Below are 15,606 nucleotides of genomic sequence, written 5' to 3' on the forward strand. Positions count from 1 at the left end.
ACAAGGCGCTAATCTGCGCGAAAACACAGCCCGCCGCAGGATTCGAGCCGCGCCATGAACACCACCCCCTCCACAGCCGAGCTGATCGCCGGCCGCCAGCCCGGCCATTCGCTGCCGCGCGATCTCTATTGCGGGGAACAGACCTTCCGCGACGATCTGGAACAGATCTGGTATCGCGAATGGCTGTTCGCGGGCCCGGCCTCGGCCCTGCCCAAGACCGGCAGCTACATCACCATGCAGGTGGGCGATTATCCGGTGATCCTGACGCGCGGCGCCGATGGCCGCATCCGGGCCTTCCACAATGTCTGCCGCCATCGCGGCCAGCGCCTGTGTTCCAAGGCCAGCGGCACGAACCCCAAGCTGGTCTGCCCCTATCACCAATGGACCTACGATCTGGACGGTAAGCTGCTTTACGCCCGCGACATGGGCGAGGGCTTCGATGCCGCGAAATACGGCCTGAAAACCGTGCATTGCGTCGATCTGGGCGGGATGGTCTTCATCTGCCTGGCCAAGGTGCCGCCGGCGATCAATGATCTGGCGCCGCAACTGATGCGCTATCTGGCGCCGACCGATCTGGCCAAGACGAAGATCGCACAGGTCTCGACCATCATCGAGAACGGCAACTGGAAGCTGGTGATCGAGAACAACCGCGAATGCTATCATTGCGGCGGCAGCCACCCGTCGCTGTGCCGCACCTATTCCGACGATCCCTCGATGACGGCGATGGAAGGCCCCCATGCCGCCAGCCCCGAGATCCTGGCCCATTGGGAACGCTGCGAGGCCGCGAACCTGCCCTCGCGCTTCGTGAACCATCCGGCGATGCAATGGCGTCTGGCGCGGATTCCGCTGCTGAACCACGCCGAAAGCTATACGCTGGACGGCAAGAAAGCCGTGTCGCGCCGTCTGGGCCAGATGCCCTTCGACGATGCGGGCAGCCTGCTGTTCTTCCATTACCCGAACACCTGGAACCACTTTCTGGCCGACCATTCGATCGTCTTCCGGGTCCTGCCGGTCAGCCCGACGGAAACGCAGGTCACGACCTGGTGGCTTGTCCATCCCGACGCGGTCGAGGGGACGGATTACGACCTCGAGAACCTGACCCATGTCTGGATGCACACCAATGACGAGGATCGGCTGGTGGTCGAGGAAAACCAGGCCGGCATCCTGTCCCCCGCCTACGAACCCGGACCCTATTCGCCCCTTCAGGAAGAGGGCGTTCTGCAATTCGTCGATTGGTACTGCCAGACCATGGCAGACCGCCTGACCCCCACCCGCATCGCGGCCGAGTGATCCCATGCCCAAACCCCGCCTGAACTGGGCCGCCGAGCCGTGGTCCGATGACGAGCCGCTTGAATGCGTCATGGTCGTGCCGGAAACCCGCGACACCGCGACCTTCATCTTTCGCGCGCCCTCGGGCGCATGGTTCGACTATCAGCCGGGCCAGTTCATCACGCTGGACCTGCCTGTCGATCCTGCCAAGGGCGCGGCCGGGAATGTGCAGCGGACCTATACGATCAGCTCGTCGCCCTCGCGGCCGCTGTCGATCTCGGTGACGGTCAAGGCGCAGGCGACCTCGATCGGGACGCGCTGGATGCTGGACCATCTGAAGCCCGGGATGCGGATCAAGGCCTTCGGCCCGGCGGGGATCTTCAGCTTCCACCGCCATCCGGCGAAGAAATACCTTTTCATCTCGGCCGGGTCGGGGATCACCCCGATGATGTCGATGACGACCTGGTCCTGGGATCAGGCGCAGGACACCGACATCGTGTTCGTCCATGCCGCGCGCATGCCCTCGGACATCATCTTCCGCGAGCGGCTAGAGCAATTCGCCGCCCGCGTGCCGGGGCTGCAACTGCGCTTCACCGTCGAAGAACCCGAGCCCTTCAAGACCTGGCACGGCTATCAGGGCCGCCTGTCGCAGATCATGCTGGGCCTGATGGCGCCCGATTATCTGGACCGCGAGGTCTTCTGCTGCGGCCCCGAGCCCTTCATGCAGGCCGTCCGCGAGATGCTGGTCTCGCTTGGCTATGACATGGAGCGGTATCACCAGGAAAGCTTCGGTGCCCCCGTCGCCACCGAGGCCGAGGCCCCGGTGATCGAGGATGTCGCCCCCGACGGTGAATCGCGCGCCCAGGTCGTGTTCTCGGCCAGCGGCGTCACGGCAGCCTGCGCCGAGACCGACACCGTGCTGGCGGTGGCCAAGCGCGCGGGGCTGAACATCCCGTCGGGCTGCACCTTCGGGCTGTGCGGCACCTGCCGGATCCGCAAGACCTCGGGCGAGGTGCATATGGTCCATAACGGCGGCATCAGCGACGAGGATATCGCCGAGGGCTGGATCCTCGCCTGTTGTTCCAACCCGCTTGGTCGGGTCGAGGTCGAGGTCTGACCCGCGCGGTCGTCAGCCCGCCTTCGCAGCGGCGGGCTGAATGATCCATGCCATCATCTGCTGCGAAATCGCGGGCCGCAGCTTGCGGTCGTCGCCGCCCAGCTCGGTCTCCAGCGACAAAAGCTCGGTCTGCTCCAGATGCTGGGCGAAGCGATACATCGCATTCACCCCCGCGGCCGACTTGATGCCTTTGTGCGCGGCCTTGAAGACGCGCCGCGCCTCGTCGTCCAGCATCGACCAGAGGAAGCCCGCCATCACATCCTGACGCCATTGCGGGTTCGAATCCTCGGCCTTTCGGATCGCGCGCACGGCCATTCCTTGCGCATCCTCGAGGCCCGGCACCGTGCCGGAGGCATGCATGGCTTCGACGGCGGCACTGAAATGGTCGATCGCCTCTTTCCAGAAGGCGGTCAGGTCATGGCCCAGCTTCTGCAGGATGTGCAGGCGCGAATTGGTGATGCGGTTCTCACCGCACAGCAGCCGCATATGGTCGATACCGATGCGATTTTCGGGCGATGCCAGCGCCGACAGGATCTGCTGCGTCAACACGGAATCCGGCGTCTTTTCCGCGTGCAGCGGCAAGGGTTCGCCCGCTTCGAGGTTGCGCAACAGGGGCCGCGCCTCGAGAATGTCGGCATCCTCGCGCATGAAGAAATCGTCGGGCAACGCACGGCCTGCGATCAGCGAGACATAGCCGATATGGGTATGCAGGCGTGGCACATGCCGGTTGCGCTGTCGCACATCCTCGGAGGCGTTGATCACACCCGAGTCGGAAAAGTCGAAATAATGCGCGCCCGTCTGATGCGCCAGGATCGAGCCGACAGATTGGTCGTGCCGGTGATCCAGGAATTGCGGGTGGGTCGGCGCCAATTCGTCGGGCTGGTCGGTCAGCACGCGCGGATCACGACAGAATTCCACCCACTTTTCCAAAAAGGCGAAACTGGCATCCGAGGGCATGAACAGCAGCGGTCCCGCGCAAACCTGCGCGGCGCGCCGCATCTCGTCGGTATCGGCGCCCATCAGGATGAAGGCATCGCGCTTGGTGTAATCGCCCTGCACCTGCCAGGCGCCGATGAAGCCGTGAATGAAGCGATTGGGCGTCATCGCGCACAGCTCGACCGCGGCATGGGGAAAGGCCGGAAACTGGCGGAAAGCGCCCTTTTCGTAGCGCCCGGCATCGTTGTAGATCACGATGTCGTCGGGGCCGCATTCACGCAGCTTCTGCAGGATGATCCACGGCTTCCACAGCCAATATCCCGCGCCGCGCGGCTGTTCCAGAATGAAGCGGTTCTCTTCCCAGAAGGGCGTCTGGCGCAGCGCGGCCTCGGTCACATGCTCGGCGCTGTCGAAGCCGACCGCCAGGGCCGCGTCGCAGTAATCCTGCGCATTGGTGGCAAACGGATCGACGCCATTCGAGTAGACAAGGAAATGGGCCTTATTGATCCTGCTTTTTCCACGCCGCATGAGAACTCCTGGAAATAGCCCTTGGCAGGGCGGATACATTCAAGTTCCGATAATCCCACGGCCAGCGCACGGTTTGCAAGCTGGCAGTCCGTTCAGGTTTTATACGTCCGGGCAGAAAGCAAGTTTCGGGCGCTCACCCCAACAGCCGCAGAAGATAGGCGCCATATTCCGTCTTGTGGAACAACTCGGCCCGCTTGCGCAGGGCATCGCCCGAGATCCACCCGGCCTCGTAGGCGATCTCTTCGGGGCAGCCGGTCTGAAGGCCCTGCCGGTTTTCCAGCGTGCGGACGAAGTTGCCCGCGTCCAGCAGGCTTTCATGCGTGCCGGTGTCCAGCCAGGCAAAACCGCGCCCCATCCGCTGAACGGTCAGCGCGTCCTCGGCCAGATAGCTGTCCAGCAGCGCGGTGATCTCCAGCTCGCCCCGGGCCGAGGGCATCACCTGCGCCGCGCGTTCGGGCGCAGTGCCGTCGAGGAAGTAGAGCCCCGTCACCGCCCAGGGCGAGATCGCCGTTTCGGGCTTTTCGACCAGCCCTGCGGGGCGGTCCTGATCGTCGAACAGCACGACCCCGTAACGCTGCGGGTCGCGGACACGGTAGCCGAAGATCGTCGCGCCCGTTTGCCGCGCATCCGCCTGATGCAGCAAGGGCGGCAGGCCGTGACCGAAGAAGATGTTGTCGCCCAGCACCATCGCCGAGGCCGCACCGTCCAGGAAATCCGCCGCCAGCAGATAGGCCTGCGCCAGCCCTTCGGGGCGGGGCTGCACGATGAATTCGAAGCGCAACCCCCATTGGCTGCCATCGCCCAGCAGGCGCTGGAATTGCGGCTGGTCCTGCGGCGTGGTGATGATCGCGATTTCGCGGATGCCTGCCAGCATCAGCACCGTGATCGGGTAATAGATCATCGGCTTGTCATAAAGCGGCAGCAGCTGCTTCGACACGGCCATGGTGATCGGGTAAAGCCGGGTGCCGCTGCCTCCGGCGAGGATGATCCCCTTGCGTGCGGTCATGTCGCCCCCAATTCGGCCAGAACCCGGTCCAGCCCGTCGCGCCAATCGGGCCGAGCCAGCCCAAAATCGCGCGTGATGGCCGTGCAGTCCAGCCGGGAATTCAGCGGACGCCGCGCGGGCGTCGGATAGTCGGCGCTGGCGATGGGGCGGATGCGACAGGCCAGCCCCGCCTGCGCCATGATGCGCGCGGCAAAGCCCGCCCAGCTGATCTGCGGATCGCCGGCGAAATGGTAAAGCCCGCCCTTCGCCGGGTCGTCGCGCATCCGGGCCAGCATCTGCAGCACCGCGACGGCGACGGCATCCGCCGGGGTCGGCCCGCCGATCTGGTCGTCCACGACCGACACTTCGTCACGCTCGGCGCCCAGACGCAGCATCGTCTTGACGAAGTTCCGGCCATGCGCCCCAAAGACCCACGAGGTCCGCATCACCGCCCATTGCCCGCCCGCCTGCGCCACGGCCTGTTCGCCCGCCAGTTTCGAGGCGCCATAGATGCCCAGAGGGCCGGTCGGCGCATCCTCGGCCCGCGGGTGATCGCCGCTGCCGTCAAAGACGTAATCCGACGAGAGGTGCAGAAAGGGAATCCCCTCGGCCGCCGCCGCCCGCGCCATCGCGGCGGGGGCCAGCGCGTTGACGGCATGGGCGGTCTGCGGCTCGGTCTCGGCCTGGTCAACGGCGGTATAGGCCGCCGCGTTCAGCACCGCACCAGCCCCCTTGATGGCGCGGGCGCAGGCCTCGGGGTCCGTCAGGTCGGCCTGATCGCGGCCCAGAAAGCGGGCATCGGGGGCCAGCCGGGCCACCTCGCGCGCGACCTGACCGCTGCGGCCAAAGACCAGAAGGCCCCGCATCAGGCGCGGCCCAGACGCTGGCCCACGCCCTCGCGGGCCAGCAGCGGTTCCCACCAGTCGCGGTTCTGAAGATACCAGGCGACGGTCCGGCCCAGCCCCTGATCCAGCGTGACCGAGGGGCGCCAGCCCAGTTCCCGCCAGATGCGCGAGGGGTCGATGGCATAGCGGCGGTCATGGCCGGGGCGATCCTCGACAAAGGTGATCAGCCGGTCATGGGGCGCGCCCGCGGGGTTCAGCCGGTCCATATGGACACAGATCATCCGCACCAGATCCAGATTGCGGGCCTCGGCCTCGCCGCCGATGGCGTAGCTGCGCCCGACCTCGCCGCGCGTCAGGACGGCCAGCAGCGCCTCGGCGTGATCCTCGACGTAAAGCCAGTCACGGATATGGGCGCCGTCGCCATAGACCGGGATCGGCCGCCCGGCCAGCGCGTTCAGGATCACCACCGGCACCAGCTTTTCGGGAAAGTGGAACGGCCCGTAATTGTTGGAACAATTCGAGATGACGACCGGCAGGCCATAGGTCTCGCCCCAGGCGCGCACCAGATGGTCGCTGGCGGCCTTGCTGGCGGAATAGGGGCTGCGCGGGTCATAGGGCGTCGTCTCGTCGAACCGCCCCGTCGCAGGAAGCGAGCCGAACACCTCGTCGGTCGAGACATGGTGCAGGCGGAACCCCTGGGGCCGGGTCTGCTGCCAATAGGCGCGCGCGGCCTCAAGCAGGTGAAAGGTGCCGGTCACGTTGGTGTCGATGAAGGCCGCAGGCCCGTCGATGGACCGGTCCACATGGCTTTCGGCGGCCAGATGCATGATTGCGTCGGGCCGGTGCTGCGCCAAGATGCGGTCCAGCGCGGGTCGGTCGCGGATGTCGGCATGTTCGAACGCATAGCCCGGATGATCCGCGACCGAGGCGACATTGGCCAGGTTCGCCGCATAGGTCAGCGCGTCCAGATTGACGACCTGATGGCCCCGCGCCACCGCCAGCCGCACCACGGCGGACCCGATGAAGCCCGCCCCGCCGGTGACAAGGATCTTCATGCGCCCCCCATCACAAAGGGCGATTGCCAATCGCTAAAGGCCGGCGCGGCGCGGTCCTTGTCGGACAGGACCGGATCGCTGACGCCCCAGTCGATGCCAAGCGAATCCCACCTGACCGACCCGTCGCTGGCCGCGTCGTAATGGGCGGTGCATTTGTAGATGATCTCGCTGTCGGGCTCCAACGTGACGAAGCCGTGCAGAAAGCCCGCCGGAATCCACAATTGCAGGCCATTCTCGAAGCTGAGTTCGCGCGCGACCCATTGCCCGTAATGCGCGCTGCCCCGTCTTGCATCCACCGCCACGTCAAGGATGCGGCCCCGCCCGCAACGCACCAGCTTGCCCTGCGCATGGGGGGGCGCCTGATAATGCAGCCCGCGCAAAGTGCCGGTCGCGCGCGACATCGAATGGTTGTCCTGCACGAAATCGGGCAGGTCCAGCCCGGCCTGTTGCAGGCTGCGGCGGTTCCAGCTTTCGGAAAAGAACCCCCGCGCGTCACCGTGCCGGATGGGGGTCAGCGCCAGAACGCCGGGCAGGGGGGTTTTCTCGATCCGCATCGCGCCTCACAGATGGTCCAGCAGTAGCCAATCCATCAGCAGTCGGCGCATACGGTTGGTGAATTCGTCCAGATCGCCACCGTCCAGCAGATCGTCCTGCGGGAAGCCCTGCGCACGGATGCGGGCGACGAATTCGGCCATCGCCTCGTTGCCCTGTTCGGTGCGATAGGCGCCGCGCGCGACGCGGACCACCTCGCGGGCGGACAGATCCAGCCGCGCCCAGATGCACGCGCCCAGCAATTCGTCAGAGAGAAGCGGCATCTCGTCCAGCGTGTCGGTGATCGCCCGCCGGATCAGGCGCTTCATGCCGGCCAGATCGACCGCCCCGCCCGAGATGACCAGATCGGTCAGCGCCCGGTTCGCATGGACGGTGGCGCGCTGCCAGAAATCGTCGCGCAGTTCGGGCATGTCCTTCAACCCGTGCAGCATCGCCGACAGGACGCGGTTCTCGGACACGACATGACGCAGATGGGCGATGACGATCCGCGCCCGCCAACCGCTGCCCAGACGGCGCAATTCCCCGTCCAGCACGGGCTTGTAGCCGATATTGCGGACCGCGCGGGCGGGCCCGGGGCCGTCCAGATAGCGCAGCAGGCGCAGACCGTCATCGACTGTGCCGCCGGACTGGTCCAGCACCCACAGGATCGAGGCCAGATGCGCCTCGGGATCGGCAAGCTGGCGGCGACCTTTGCGCACGGCGTCCAGCAGGTCGGGCGCGGCGGCCTTCAGGTCGAAATGCGGCACGCCGTGGCGATGGACGAGGATCGAGGCGATGGCTTCCTCCTCCGCATGGCGGCGCATCGCGGGATTGGGCGCGCCGTGGCGGTCGGGCTCGTCCGTCAACAGGCGCGGATCGGCGCAGGCGGCCTGCCAATCGTCAAGGAAGGCAAAGGCCGTGCGGGCGGGCCGATAGGCCAGCATCCCGGAACTGACAAAGGCCGCGCGCCGCGCCTCGGTCGAATCGGCGCCCAGCAGGATCAGGCAATCCTGCTTGGTCAGGCTTTCCTGCGGGGTCGCGGCCAGCGCGCTGCCGTGGATCATGCCCTGCGGCACATGGGCGCACAGATCGGCCAGCAGACGCAGACGGGCGGGCATGGCGGGCAGGCGGTCCGTCGCATGGCTGCCCGCATCATGCAGGATCACGACATCCTCGGGCGCGACCTGTTCCAGCATCCGCCGCAGCACAAAGGGTCGCCAGGCGCCAAAGCCCAGACGAGGCGCGTCGCGCGGGATATGGGGATGGGCCTGCCAGAAGCCGTCGGCCTCCAGCCGGTCGGCATCGTAGTGCAGCGCCTCGTCGGCTCCGGCCTGAAGCGCGGCGGCGCAAAGCGCGGCGGCATTGCCCGCGAAGGGCTCTGTCCGGTCGGACAGGACCACGAAGTGGATACGGCCAGCAGCGGCAGAGGTCATCTTGTCTTTCCCTCGCGTGTAACCCGGTCCGGGACGTCAGGCCTTTTCCAGCTTGCGCTGACGTCGCTGATATTGCTGCTTGTCGGGATGGCGCCGGATCGCGGCCTCCAGCACCTGGCGCGCGCGGTCGGCCTGACCCGAGGCGATCAGCAGGTCGGTCTGCAAAAGGACCAGCGGCGGATGGTCGGACGCCCATTGCAGCGCCCAGTCAAGGATCCGCATCGCGCCCTCGGCATCGCCGGTTTCGGCCTTCATCTCGGCCAGATCGCATTGGCGGCGCCATTGCATCGGCGACAGGTCCAGCCCCGATTGCAGCATGCGGATCGCATCCTCGACCCGACCCGCCTTGCGCGCGGCATCCGACGCCAAGAAGAAGACCGAGGGGAAATGCAGCCGCCCCTCGTCCATCAGCGAACACAGCGTTTCGGCGGCGGCCCCGGCATCGCCCGCGCGGAACTGGAACAGTCCCTTCAGCGCGCGGAACATCGACACATGCGGCGCAAGGCTGATCGCGTGGTCCAGCGCGGCCATCGCCTCGTCATGGCGGCCCTGTTCGTGGCGCAGCTCGGCCAGACGCTTGTGGAACAAGGCCATGTCGGGCCTTGCGGCGATGCTGGACAGGATCAGCCCCTCGGCCTGTTCCAGATTGCCCTCGCGCAGGGCGATCATGCCGGTGAAGCTGTCGAAATGCGGCTGCGTGTCGGGCGCCCAGCTGCGCCGCGCCAAGATCTTGAGGATCGTGCGGAAATGCCCGAACAACCGTTCCTTGTTGCGATGGTCCGAGCGCGTGAAATCCGGCCACTCCCAGACCGCGACCCGGCTGGCCGGCACCATCCCGTCGAATTGCAGCACCCCCGCCGAGATCGCCCCGGTATAGAAGCGCCGCGTGATGTCCACGACCGTGCGGTTGGGAAACAGCGGCTCGACCACGGGATCGGTGATCCAGAAATTCGTGTCGTCGAAATCCCCCTGCTTTCGCAGGAGACCGGACAGGGTGTTGATTTCGCCCTCAATCGGCTCGTGCCAGAAGGCCGAGGCGATCTGGCGCAACCCCTCGGGGCGCTGGCCGAGCATCAGCAGCGCAAGCCCGTGATACAGCGCGATCTGCGCGAAGCTGCGCTGGAACAGCACGAAGCCGCGATCCACGACCGGGCGCAGATCGCAGATTTCCTGGAACTGCCCCTCGTTGAACATCTCGCGGAACAGCAGCGCATGGACGAAGGCGATGTTCAGCCCGCCCTCGACATGGGCGCGGGCGATCTGGATGAATTCGGCCCGGCGGCCCGTCTCGACCAGGTGGTTGCAGACGTAGACCATGTATTGCCCGATCTCGCCCTCATTGGCGAAGAATTCGGGCTGGTCCTTCATCCGCGCGGCCAGCACATCCAGCGCGGCCAGCCGTTCGGCGGGCGAAATCTCGGATTCCACGTCGCGGAATTCGCAGCCACCGATCGTCTTGGCCGTCGAGGAAAAGGCCGACGAAGGCGGCGCCACGATCAGGTCCGACAGCGACATGGCGAACAATTCCAGCGCGTCGCGCTGAACCTCGGTCAGGGCGCTGGTATCGGCGACATCCGCGAAAGTCAGCAGGCCGGGGAACATGCGGGTATAGCGGTCCAACACGTTCTTGTTGTCGCTGAACAGCACCGTGCGCGTGCCGGACCCTTCCAGATTGGCGCGGATATGGGTCTCGAAGAACTCGTCGGGGACGAACTTGTTGGGCCAGGCGCGGTTCATGGCGCGCATGTCGCTGGTCAGATCGCCCCGGCGGATGTGATAGGACACCGTGCGCGTCCCGTCGCGCAGCCGCGCGCGCAGATCGTCCAGATGGCGTTGCAGGACCGGATTCAGGGGCAGGCTGTCCACCACCTCGCGGAAGGTGGCCTTGACCTCGTCCTCGGCTTCGAAGGGCATCTTCAGTACGTCAAAGGGCGGGTCGAACAGGATGTGCCGGCCATCGCGCAGGAAATCCAGGAACGCGTCGGTCGAAGTGCTGGAGATGACCGAACCATGCGCCGTCGCCGCGTCGCGCATCTGCTGATAGGTCGGCTTGTCGATGAAATGGTCGCGGACGAAATCCTCGGAGAACAGCTCGGTCCCGTCGCCCAGCCCGTCGCTGTCGCGCCAATGCACGACGAAGGGCAAGCCGTAGCTGCGCGCGAAACGCATCGTGTTCAGCAGCGCGATCAGCCGCCCCCCCATGCGGTCGGCGCGGAATGCGATCAGCTTGCCGGACGGTTGGTCCATCAGCCGGCCCGGTGTTCCAGGAACCAGCGATAGGCGTCGGCGATGCCTTCCTCCAGCGCGACTTCGGGGCGCCAGCCCATCGCCATCAGCTTGTCCGAGGACATCAGCTTGCGCATCGTGCCGTCGGGCCGGGTCAGGTCATTGGTGATGCGGCCCTTGTAGCCCACCACCCGCGCGACCATCGCGGCCAGTTCCCCGATCGAGATGTCGCTGCCCGAACCGACATTCAGATGCGACAGCATCGGCTGGGTGTTCGCCTCGTAGGTGGCGCGGTCCAGATCGAACACGAACAGCGAGGCGCGCGCCATGTCGTCCACATGCAGGAATTCACGGCGCGGCGTGCCGGTGCCCCACATGACGACCTCTTCGCGGCCCTCGCGCGCGGCCTCGTGGAAGCGGCGGATCAGGGCGGGCATCACATGGCTGTTTTCAGGGTCGAAATTGTCGCCCGGCCCATAGAGGTTGCAGGGCATGACCGAGCGGTAATCCGTGCCGAATTGCCGGTTGTAGCTTTCGCACAGCTTGATGCCCGCGATCTTGGCGATCGCATAGGGTTCGTTCGTGGCCTCAAGGATGCCGGTCAGCAGCGCATCCTCGCGGATGGGTTGGGCGGCCTCGCGCGGGTAGATGCAGCTGGACCCCAGTTGCAGCAGGCGCGTCACCCCGATGGCATGAGCCTCCTGGATGACGTTGCACTGGATCATCAGGTTCTTGTGGATGAAATCCGCCGGATAGGTGTTGTTGGCATGGATACCGCCCACCTTGGCCGCGGCCAGGATCACTGCATCGGGCCGCTCGGCCTGCATGAAGCCGCGCACGGCGGCCTGATCGGTCAGGTCAAGTTCGGCGCTGGTGCGGGTGATCAGCACCAGATCCTCGCCCGAGGCGCGACGCGCCTCGAGCTGGCGCAGGATCGCGCTGCCGACCATCCCGCGATGACCTGCGACAAAGATCCGGGTCATGGCGGGCCTCAGCTTTCGTGATAGATCGGCATGTCATAGCCGTGATTGCGCAGCAGCGCATGACGGCGGGCGGCCTTGAGATCCTCGGCCACCATCTCTTCGCACATTTCCTGCGTGGTGATCTCGGGGACCCAGCCCAGCTTTTCCTTGGCCTTGGTCGGATCGCCCAGAAGCGTCTCGACCTCGGTCGGGCGGTAATAGCGCGGGTCGATCCGCACGATCACGTCGCCGGCCTTCACGCCCGGCGCGTCATCGCCGGTGACGGATTCGACGATGCCGATCTCGGCCTCGGCGGTGCCCTCGAAGCGCAGGGTGATGCCCAGATGAGCCGCCGACCATTCGATGAACTGGCGCACGGAATACTGCACGCCCGTGGCGATCACGAAATCCTCGGCCTGTTCCTGTTGCAGCATCATCCACTGCATGCGGACATAGTCCTTGGCATGGCCCCAGTCGCGCAGCGCGTCGATATTGCCCATATACAGACAATCCTCGAGACCTTGCGCGATATTGGCCAGGCCGCGGGTGATCTTGCGGGTCACGAAGGTCTCGCCGCGGCGGGGGGATTCGTGGTTGAACAGGATGCCGTTGCAGCCATAGATCCCATAGGCCTCGCGGTAGTTCACCGTGATCCAGTAGGCATACATCTTGGCCACCGCATAGGGCGAGCGCGGATAGAAGGGCGTCGTTTCCCGCTGCGGGATTTCCTGCACCATCCCGTAAAGCTCCGAGGTCGAGGCCTGGTAGAACCGGGTCTTGTCCTCAAGCCCCAGGAAGCGGATGGCTTCCAGGATGCGCAGCGTGCCGATCGCGTCCACATTCGCGGTGTATTCCGGCGTCGCGAAGCTGACGGCGACATGCGATTGCGCGCCGAGGTTATAGACCTCGTCCGGTTTCACGTCCGACATGATCCGCATGACCGAGGACGTGTCGCCCAGATCGCCGTAATGCAGGAACATGCTGGCGTTGTCGGCATGGGGGTCCTGATAGATGTGGTCGATCCGCTGCGTGTTCAGCGAGGACGACCGGCGCTTGATCCCGTGAACTTCGTAGCCCTTCGCGATCAGGAATTCCGCGAGATAGGACCCGTCCTGTCCGGTGATCCCGGTGATCAAGGCGCGTTTCGACATGCTTTCGTCCCTTGGTTCGACACTCATTAACCGCGGACCGGATCTGCCGGGCCAGCGTTTTCCGGTTCTAGACGAGGGCACAGGGCAAGGCCATAGCCTTATGCGCCGCTTTCTCATCAACCTGCCCTGTCGGCAGGCTGCCGCCCGGCTGGCGGCGCCCTCTGAATGGGCAGACGCCTGCGTCCCGGGCAAAGGGCGGGTGCGGCCTTCAGGCGGCAGGAGTGCTGCGGCGGGCCTCGGCGCGTTCCAGACGGGGCGAGATGCGGCGCAGCGCGGTCAAGAGCGCATCGCCAAAGGTTCCGGGCGCAAAGCTGCGATGGCCGGAATGGGCAACGACCAGATGCCTGAGATCGGCGCATTGCGCGGCCAGCCCCTTGACCCAGGCCCGGAAATCGCGGACCGCGCCCGGCCCCGGCGCAAGGGCCCGCGGCAGCGTCGGGTGCAGGAACAGGCGCGGAGGGGGAAGCACCCCGCGCAGAAGGCGCGGCACCGGCACGAGGTTCAGCGTGTCGTCCACATGCAACGTGGCGCTGGCCTTGTGCCAGGCCAGAACCGAGCCCGCATGGACATGTTCATCGGCACAGACGAGGTCGATCCCGGCAGGCACCGACAGGACAAGGTCATCGGCATAGCGCGCCGCCAGCGCCCCGGATTCGACCGGTGCATCGGCCCAGGGCAGGGAGGGCAGCCTCTGGCGGTGGCGGGCGGTCCCATAAAGCGCGGCGTCGGGGAAATCGCGGTGCATCGCCTCGCAATGCAGGGTGTGGAACGGGTGCAGGTTCAGGATCGCCTCGACCGCACGACCGCCATCGGTCAGGGCCATGACCCTGTCACGCAGCGCGCCTGTCAGGCTGTAGCTGTCCAACAGCACGAACCGCCCCGTGCCCAGCCGCACCAGCGAGGCGTGGGTGCCGACATTCACCACGCCCGCCAGCCGGAAATCGCCCCGGATATTCCAGAAACCATTGCCCAGATCCAGCAACCCCTCGGCCATGCATCCATCCTTTCAGTTGCTGCGATCATGCGAAATCGCAGCGGACTTGTCGCCCGCTGCGATTGCGGCAGATGGGCGCGCCCTGCGGACCAACGGCGCAAGGCGTCGGACGTTCCCGCCCCCGCGTCAGAGTCTCTGCGCCGCCGCAAGTCCCTTGGCGATGATCGGCCCGGTCGGGCGCCCGGTGGGCGAGCCGCCGAGTGGTTCCAGCGTGATCTCGTAAAGCTGCGCATCGGCGGGGCGCGGCAGATCCGGCCCGCGCAGGGTCGCGGCCCGGGCATCGTCCAGAACCCCCAGCGAGACCGGACCCAGATCCTGCGAGGGCAGGGTCCAGGCCTCGATGCTGGTGCCGGGCGGCACTTCGACATCCGAGACGAAGCGGATCTGCGCGGTGTCGTTGCCGTAATCCTCGATCACGGCGCGGGGCTGGCCCTGATCGTCCAGCAGCACCGCCACGACGATGGGCTGCGGCGCGGGACGCTGCGCGGCGCCCAGAAGCCCAAGCGCCACCCCGATCACCAGCGCCGCCGCCAACCCGGCACGCCGCCGCCACGGCGCCCGGTTCAGGTTGGCCGCGTCCCCTGTTTCCGTCCCGGCCCAGGCGCCCGGCGCGGGGTCGCGCCCGGTTTCACCCTCGCGCAGCCGGGCGCGCAGCCCTTCGGCGAACCCCTCGGGCAGGGCGGCGGGCGGGGCCGACAGGTCCAGCGGCAGCAGGCGGTCGTTCAGCAGCGCCACCTCGGCCGCCAGAGCCGGGTCGCGCTGCATCAGGGTCTCGAACAGCGCGGCCTCGGTCGCGGACATCAGGCCCAGGGCGTAATCGCCCGCCAGCGCGGTCAGTTCGGCACGATCCGCTCCGGTCATGACAGGCACTCCTTCAACGAGGCAAGGCCGCGCCTGATCCAGGACTTCGTCGTTCCAAGCGGCACGCCCTGCCGGGCCGAGATCTCTCCGTGGCTGAAGCCCGCGACATGGGCCATCAGGATCGCGCGGCGGCTGTGGTCGTCCAGCGCCTGAAGGCAATCGCCCAGACGCCCCGGCCCCGCCAGCAGCCGCCAGCCCTCGTCGGGGACCAGATCCTGCCGCGCCTCTTGCAGCCGGGTCAGTTCCTCGGGCGGCAGGCTGGCCAGCCGCGATCCGTCGCGCAGGATCGTCAGACAGCGGTTGCGCAGCACCGCATAGATCCAGCCGCGCGCCGAACCCGCCCCGCCCGCCTGCTGCGCGGCCTTGCGCCAGATCAGCACCATCGCGTCCTGCAATGCCTCGTCCGCCAGATCGTCGCGCCCCAGCATCCGCCGCGCCACGCCGCGCAGCTGCGCACCCTCGACCGAAAGGATGCGGTCGATCCCCCGTGCGCGGCCCGCCGCGCAATCGGCAAGCGCCCCGGCCAGCGCCCGGTCGCGGTTCCTGTCCTGATCGTCCACGCGCGCCCCTTGTTCCGTCACGGCGTCCTGTCGCGGCGCAGACTGGCCCATGCCGGGGCCAAGGCGCAATCCCACCCGCGCGATGACTTTTGCGTTTTTTCTGCATCCGATCCGCGATTGCCAGCGTCTTCACAGGCAAGGACGGCGATCCGC

Annotated in this window: 14 protein-coding genes; 2 read left to right on the plus strand and 12 right to left on the minus strand. The window is 66.6% G+C overall.

What is annotated here, in order from left to right; genetic code table 11:
- The first annotated feature begins 54 nt into the window (after nt 1-54).
- Together ACTZWU_RS00760 and ACTZWU_RS00765 are read left to right on the plus strand one after the other, a co-directional pair.
- Nucleotides 55-1,290, plus strand: a complete 1,236-nt coding sequence (locus tag ACTZWU_RS00760; protein ID WP_444735441.1) for an aromatic ring-hydroxylating oxygenase subunit alpha — start codon at nt 55-57, stop codon at nt 1,288-1,290.
- A gap of 4 nt (nt 1,291-1,294) precedes the next feature.
- Nucleotides 1,295-2,386 (plus strand): 2Fe-2S iron-sulfur cluster-binding protein, encoded by a 1,092-nt coding sequence (locus tag ACTZWU_RS00765; protein ID WP_444735442.1) that lies wholly within the window; start codon nt 1,295-1,297, stop codon nt 2,384-2,386.
- Nucleotides 2,387-2,398: 12 nt separating this feature from the next.
- Here ACTZWU_RS00765 and ACTZWU_RS00770 read toward each other — a convergent pair whose 3' ends face one another.
- From ACTZWU_RS00770 to ACTZWU_RS00825, 12 genes are all read right to left on the minus strand, one after another.
- Nucleotides 2,399-3,850 (minus strand): hypothetical protein, encoded by a 1,452-nt coding sequence (locus ACTZWU_RS00770; RefSeq protein WP_444735443.1) that lies wholly within the window; start codon nt 3,848-3,850, stop codon nt 2,399-2,401.
- Nucleotides 3,851-3,983: 133 nt separating this feature from the next.
- Nucleotides 3,984-4,856, minus strand: a complete 873-nt coding sequence (gene rfbA / locus ACTZWU_RS00775) for a glucose-1-phosphate thymidylyltransferase RfbA (RefSeq protein ID WP_444735444.1) — start codon at nt 4,854-4,856, stop codon at nt 3,984-3,986.
- A complete protein-coding gene (gene rfbD, locus ACTZWU_RS00780) occupies nt 4,853-5,701 on the minus strand; it encodes a dTDP-4-dehydrorhamnose reductase (protein ID WP_444735445.1) in 849 nt (282 codons plus the stop codon). Before rfbD ends, rfbA begins: the two co-directional genes overlap by 4 nt.
- Nucleotides 5,701-6,735 carry a dTDP-glucose 4,6-dehydratase gene (gene rfbB / locus ACTZWU_RS00785; RefSeq protein ID WP_444735446.1) on the minus strand — a complete coding sequence of 345 codons (1,035 nt, stop codon included), beginning with the start codon at nt 6,733-6,735 and terminating at the stop codon, nt 5,701-5,703. The genes rfbD and rfbB overlap by 1 nt, the downstream gene beginning before the upstream one ends.
- A complete protein-coding gene (gene rfbC, locus ACTZWU_RS00790) occupies nt 6,732-7,289 on the minus strand; it encodes a dTDP-4-dehydrorhamnose 3,5-epimerase (protein WP_444735447.1) in 558 nt (185 codons plus the stop codon). The genes rfbB and rfbC overlap by 4 nt, the downstream gene beginning before the upstream one ends.
- A gap of 6 nt (nt 7,290-7,295) precedes the next feature.
- Nucleotides 7,296-8,699 (minus strand): hypothetical protein, encoded by a 1,404-nt coding sequence (locus tag ACTZWU_RS00795; RefSeq protein ID WP_444735448.1) that lies wholly within the window; start codon nt 8,697-8,699, stop codon nt 7,296-7,298.
- A 36-nt stretch (nt 8,700-8,735) separates the two neighbouring features.
- On the minus strand, nt 8,736-10,946 hold the full coding sequence (locus ACTZWU_RS00800) for a tetratricopeptide repeat protein (protein WP_444735449.1): 2,211 nt from the start codon (nt 10,944-10,946) through the stop codon (nt 8,736-8,738).
- Nucleotides 10,946-11,908: a GDP-L-fucose synthase gene (gene fcl / locus ACTZWU_RS00805; protein WP_444735450.1), complete on the minus strand. Its 963-nt coding sequence runs from the start codon at nt 11,906-11,908 to the stop codon at nt 10,946-10,948. Before fcl ends, ACTZWU_RS00800 begins: the two co-directional genes overlap by 1 nt.
- A gap of 8 nt (nt 11,909-11,916) precedes the next feature.
- Nucleotides 11,917-13,038, minus strand: a complete 1,122-nt coding sequence (gmd, locus tag ACTZWU_RS00810; protein WP_444735451.1) for a GDP-mannose 4,6-dehydratase — start codon at nt 13,036-13,038, stop codon at nt 11,917-11,919.
- A 208-nt stretch (nt 13,039-13,246) separates the two neighbouring features.
- Nucleotides 13,247-14,032, minus strand: coding sequence for a hypothetical protein (locus tag ACTZWU_RS00815; protein ID WP_444735452.1), 786 nt, complete (start codon nt 14,030-14,032; stop codon nt 13,247-13,249).
- Nucleotides 14,033-14,158: 126 nt separating this feature from the next.
- The gene (locus ACTZWU_RS00820) at nt 14,159-14,893 is read right to left on the minus strand and encodes an anti-sigma factor (RefSeq protein WP_444735453.1); all 735 of its coding nucleotides are present in this window, start codon (nt 14,891-14,893) and stop codon (nt 14,159-14,161) included.
- Nucleotides 14,890-15,474, minus strand: a complete 585-nt coding sequence (locus tag ACTZWU_RS00825) for a sigma-70 family RNA polymerase sigma factor (protein ID WP_444735454.1) — start codon at nt 15,472-15,474, stop codon at nt 14,890-14,892. Before ACTZWU_RS00825 ends, ACTZWU_RS00820 begins: the two co-directional genes overlap by 4 nt.
- Nucleotides 15,475-15,606: the final 132 nt, after the last annotated feature.

It is taken from the genome of Paracoccus sp. NSM, from assembly GCF_052379855.1.
In the GTDB taxonomy this organism is placed as follows: Bacteria; Pseudomonadota; Alphaproteobacteria; order Rhodobacterales; family Rhodobacteraceae; genus Paracoccus.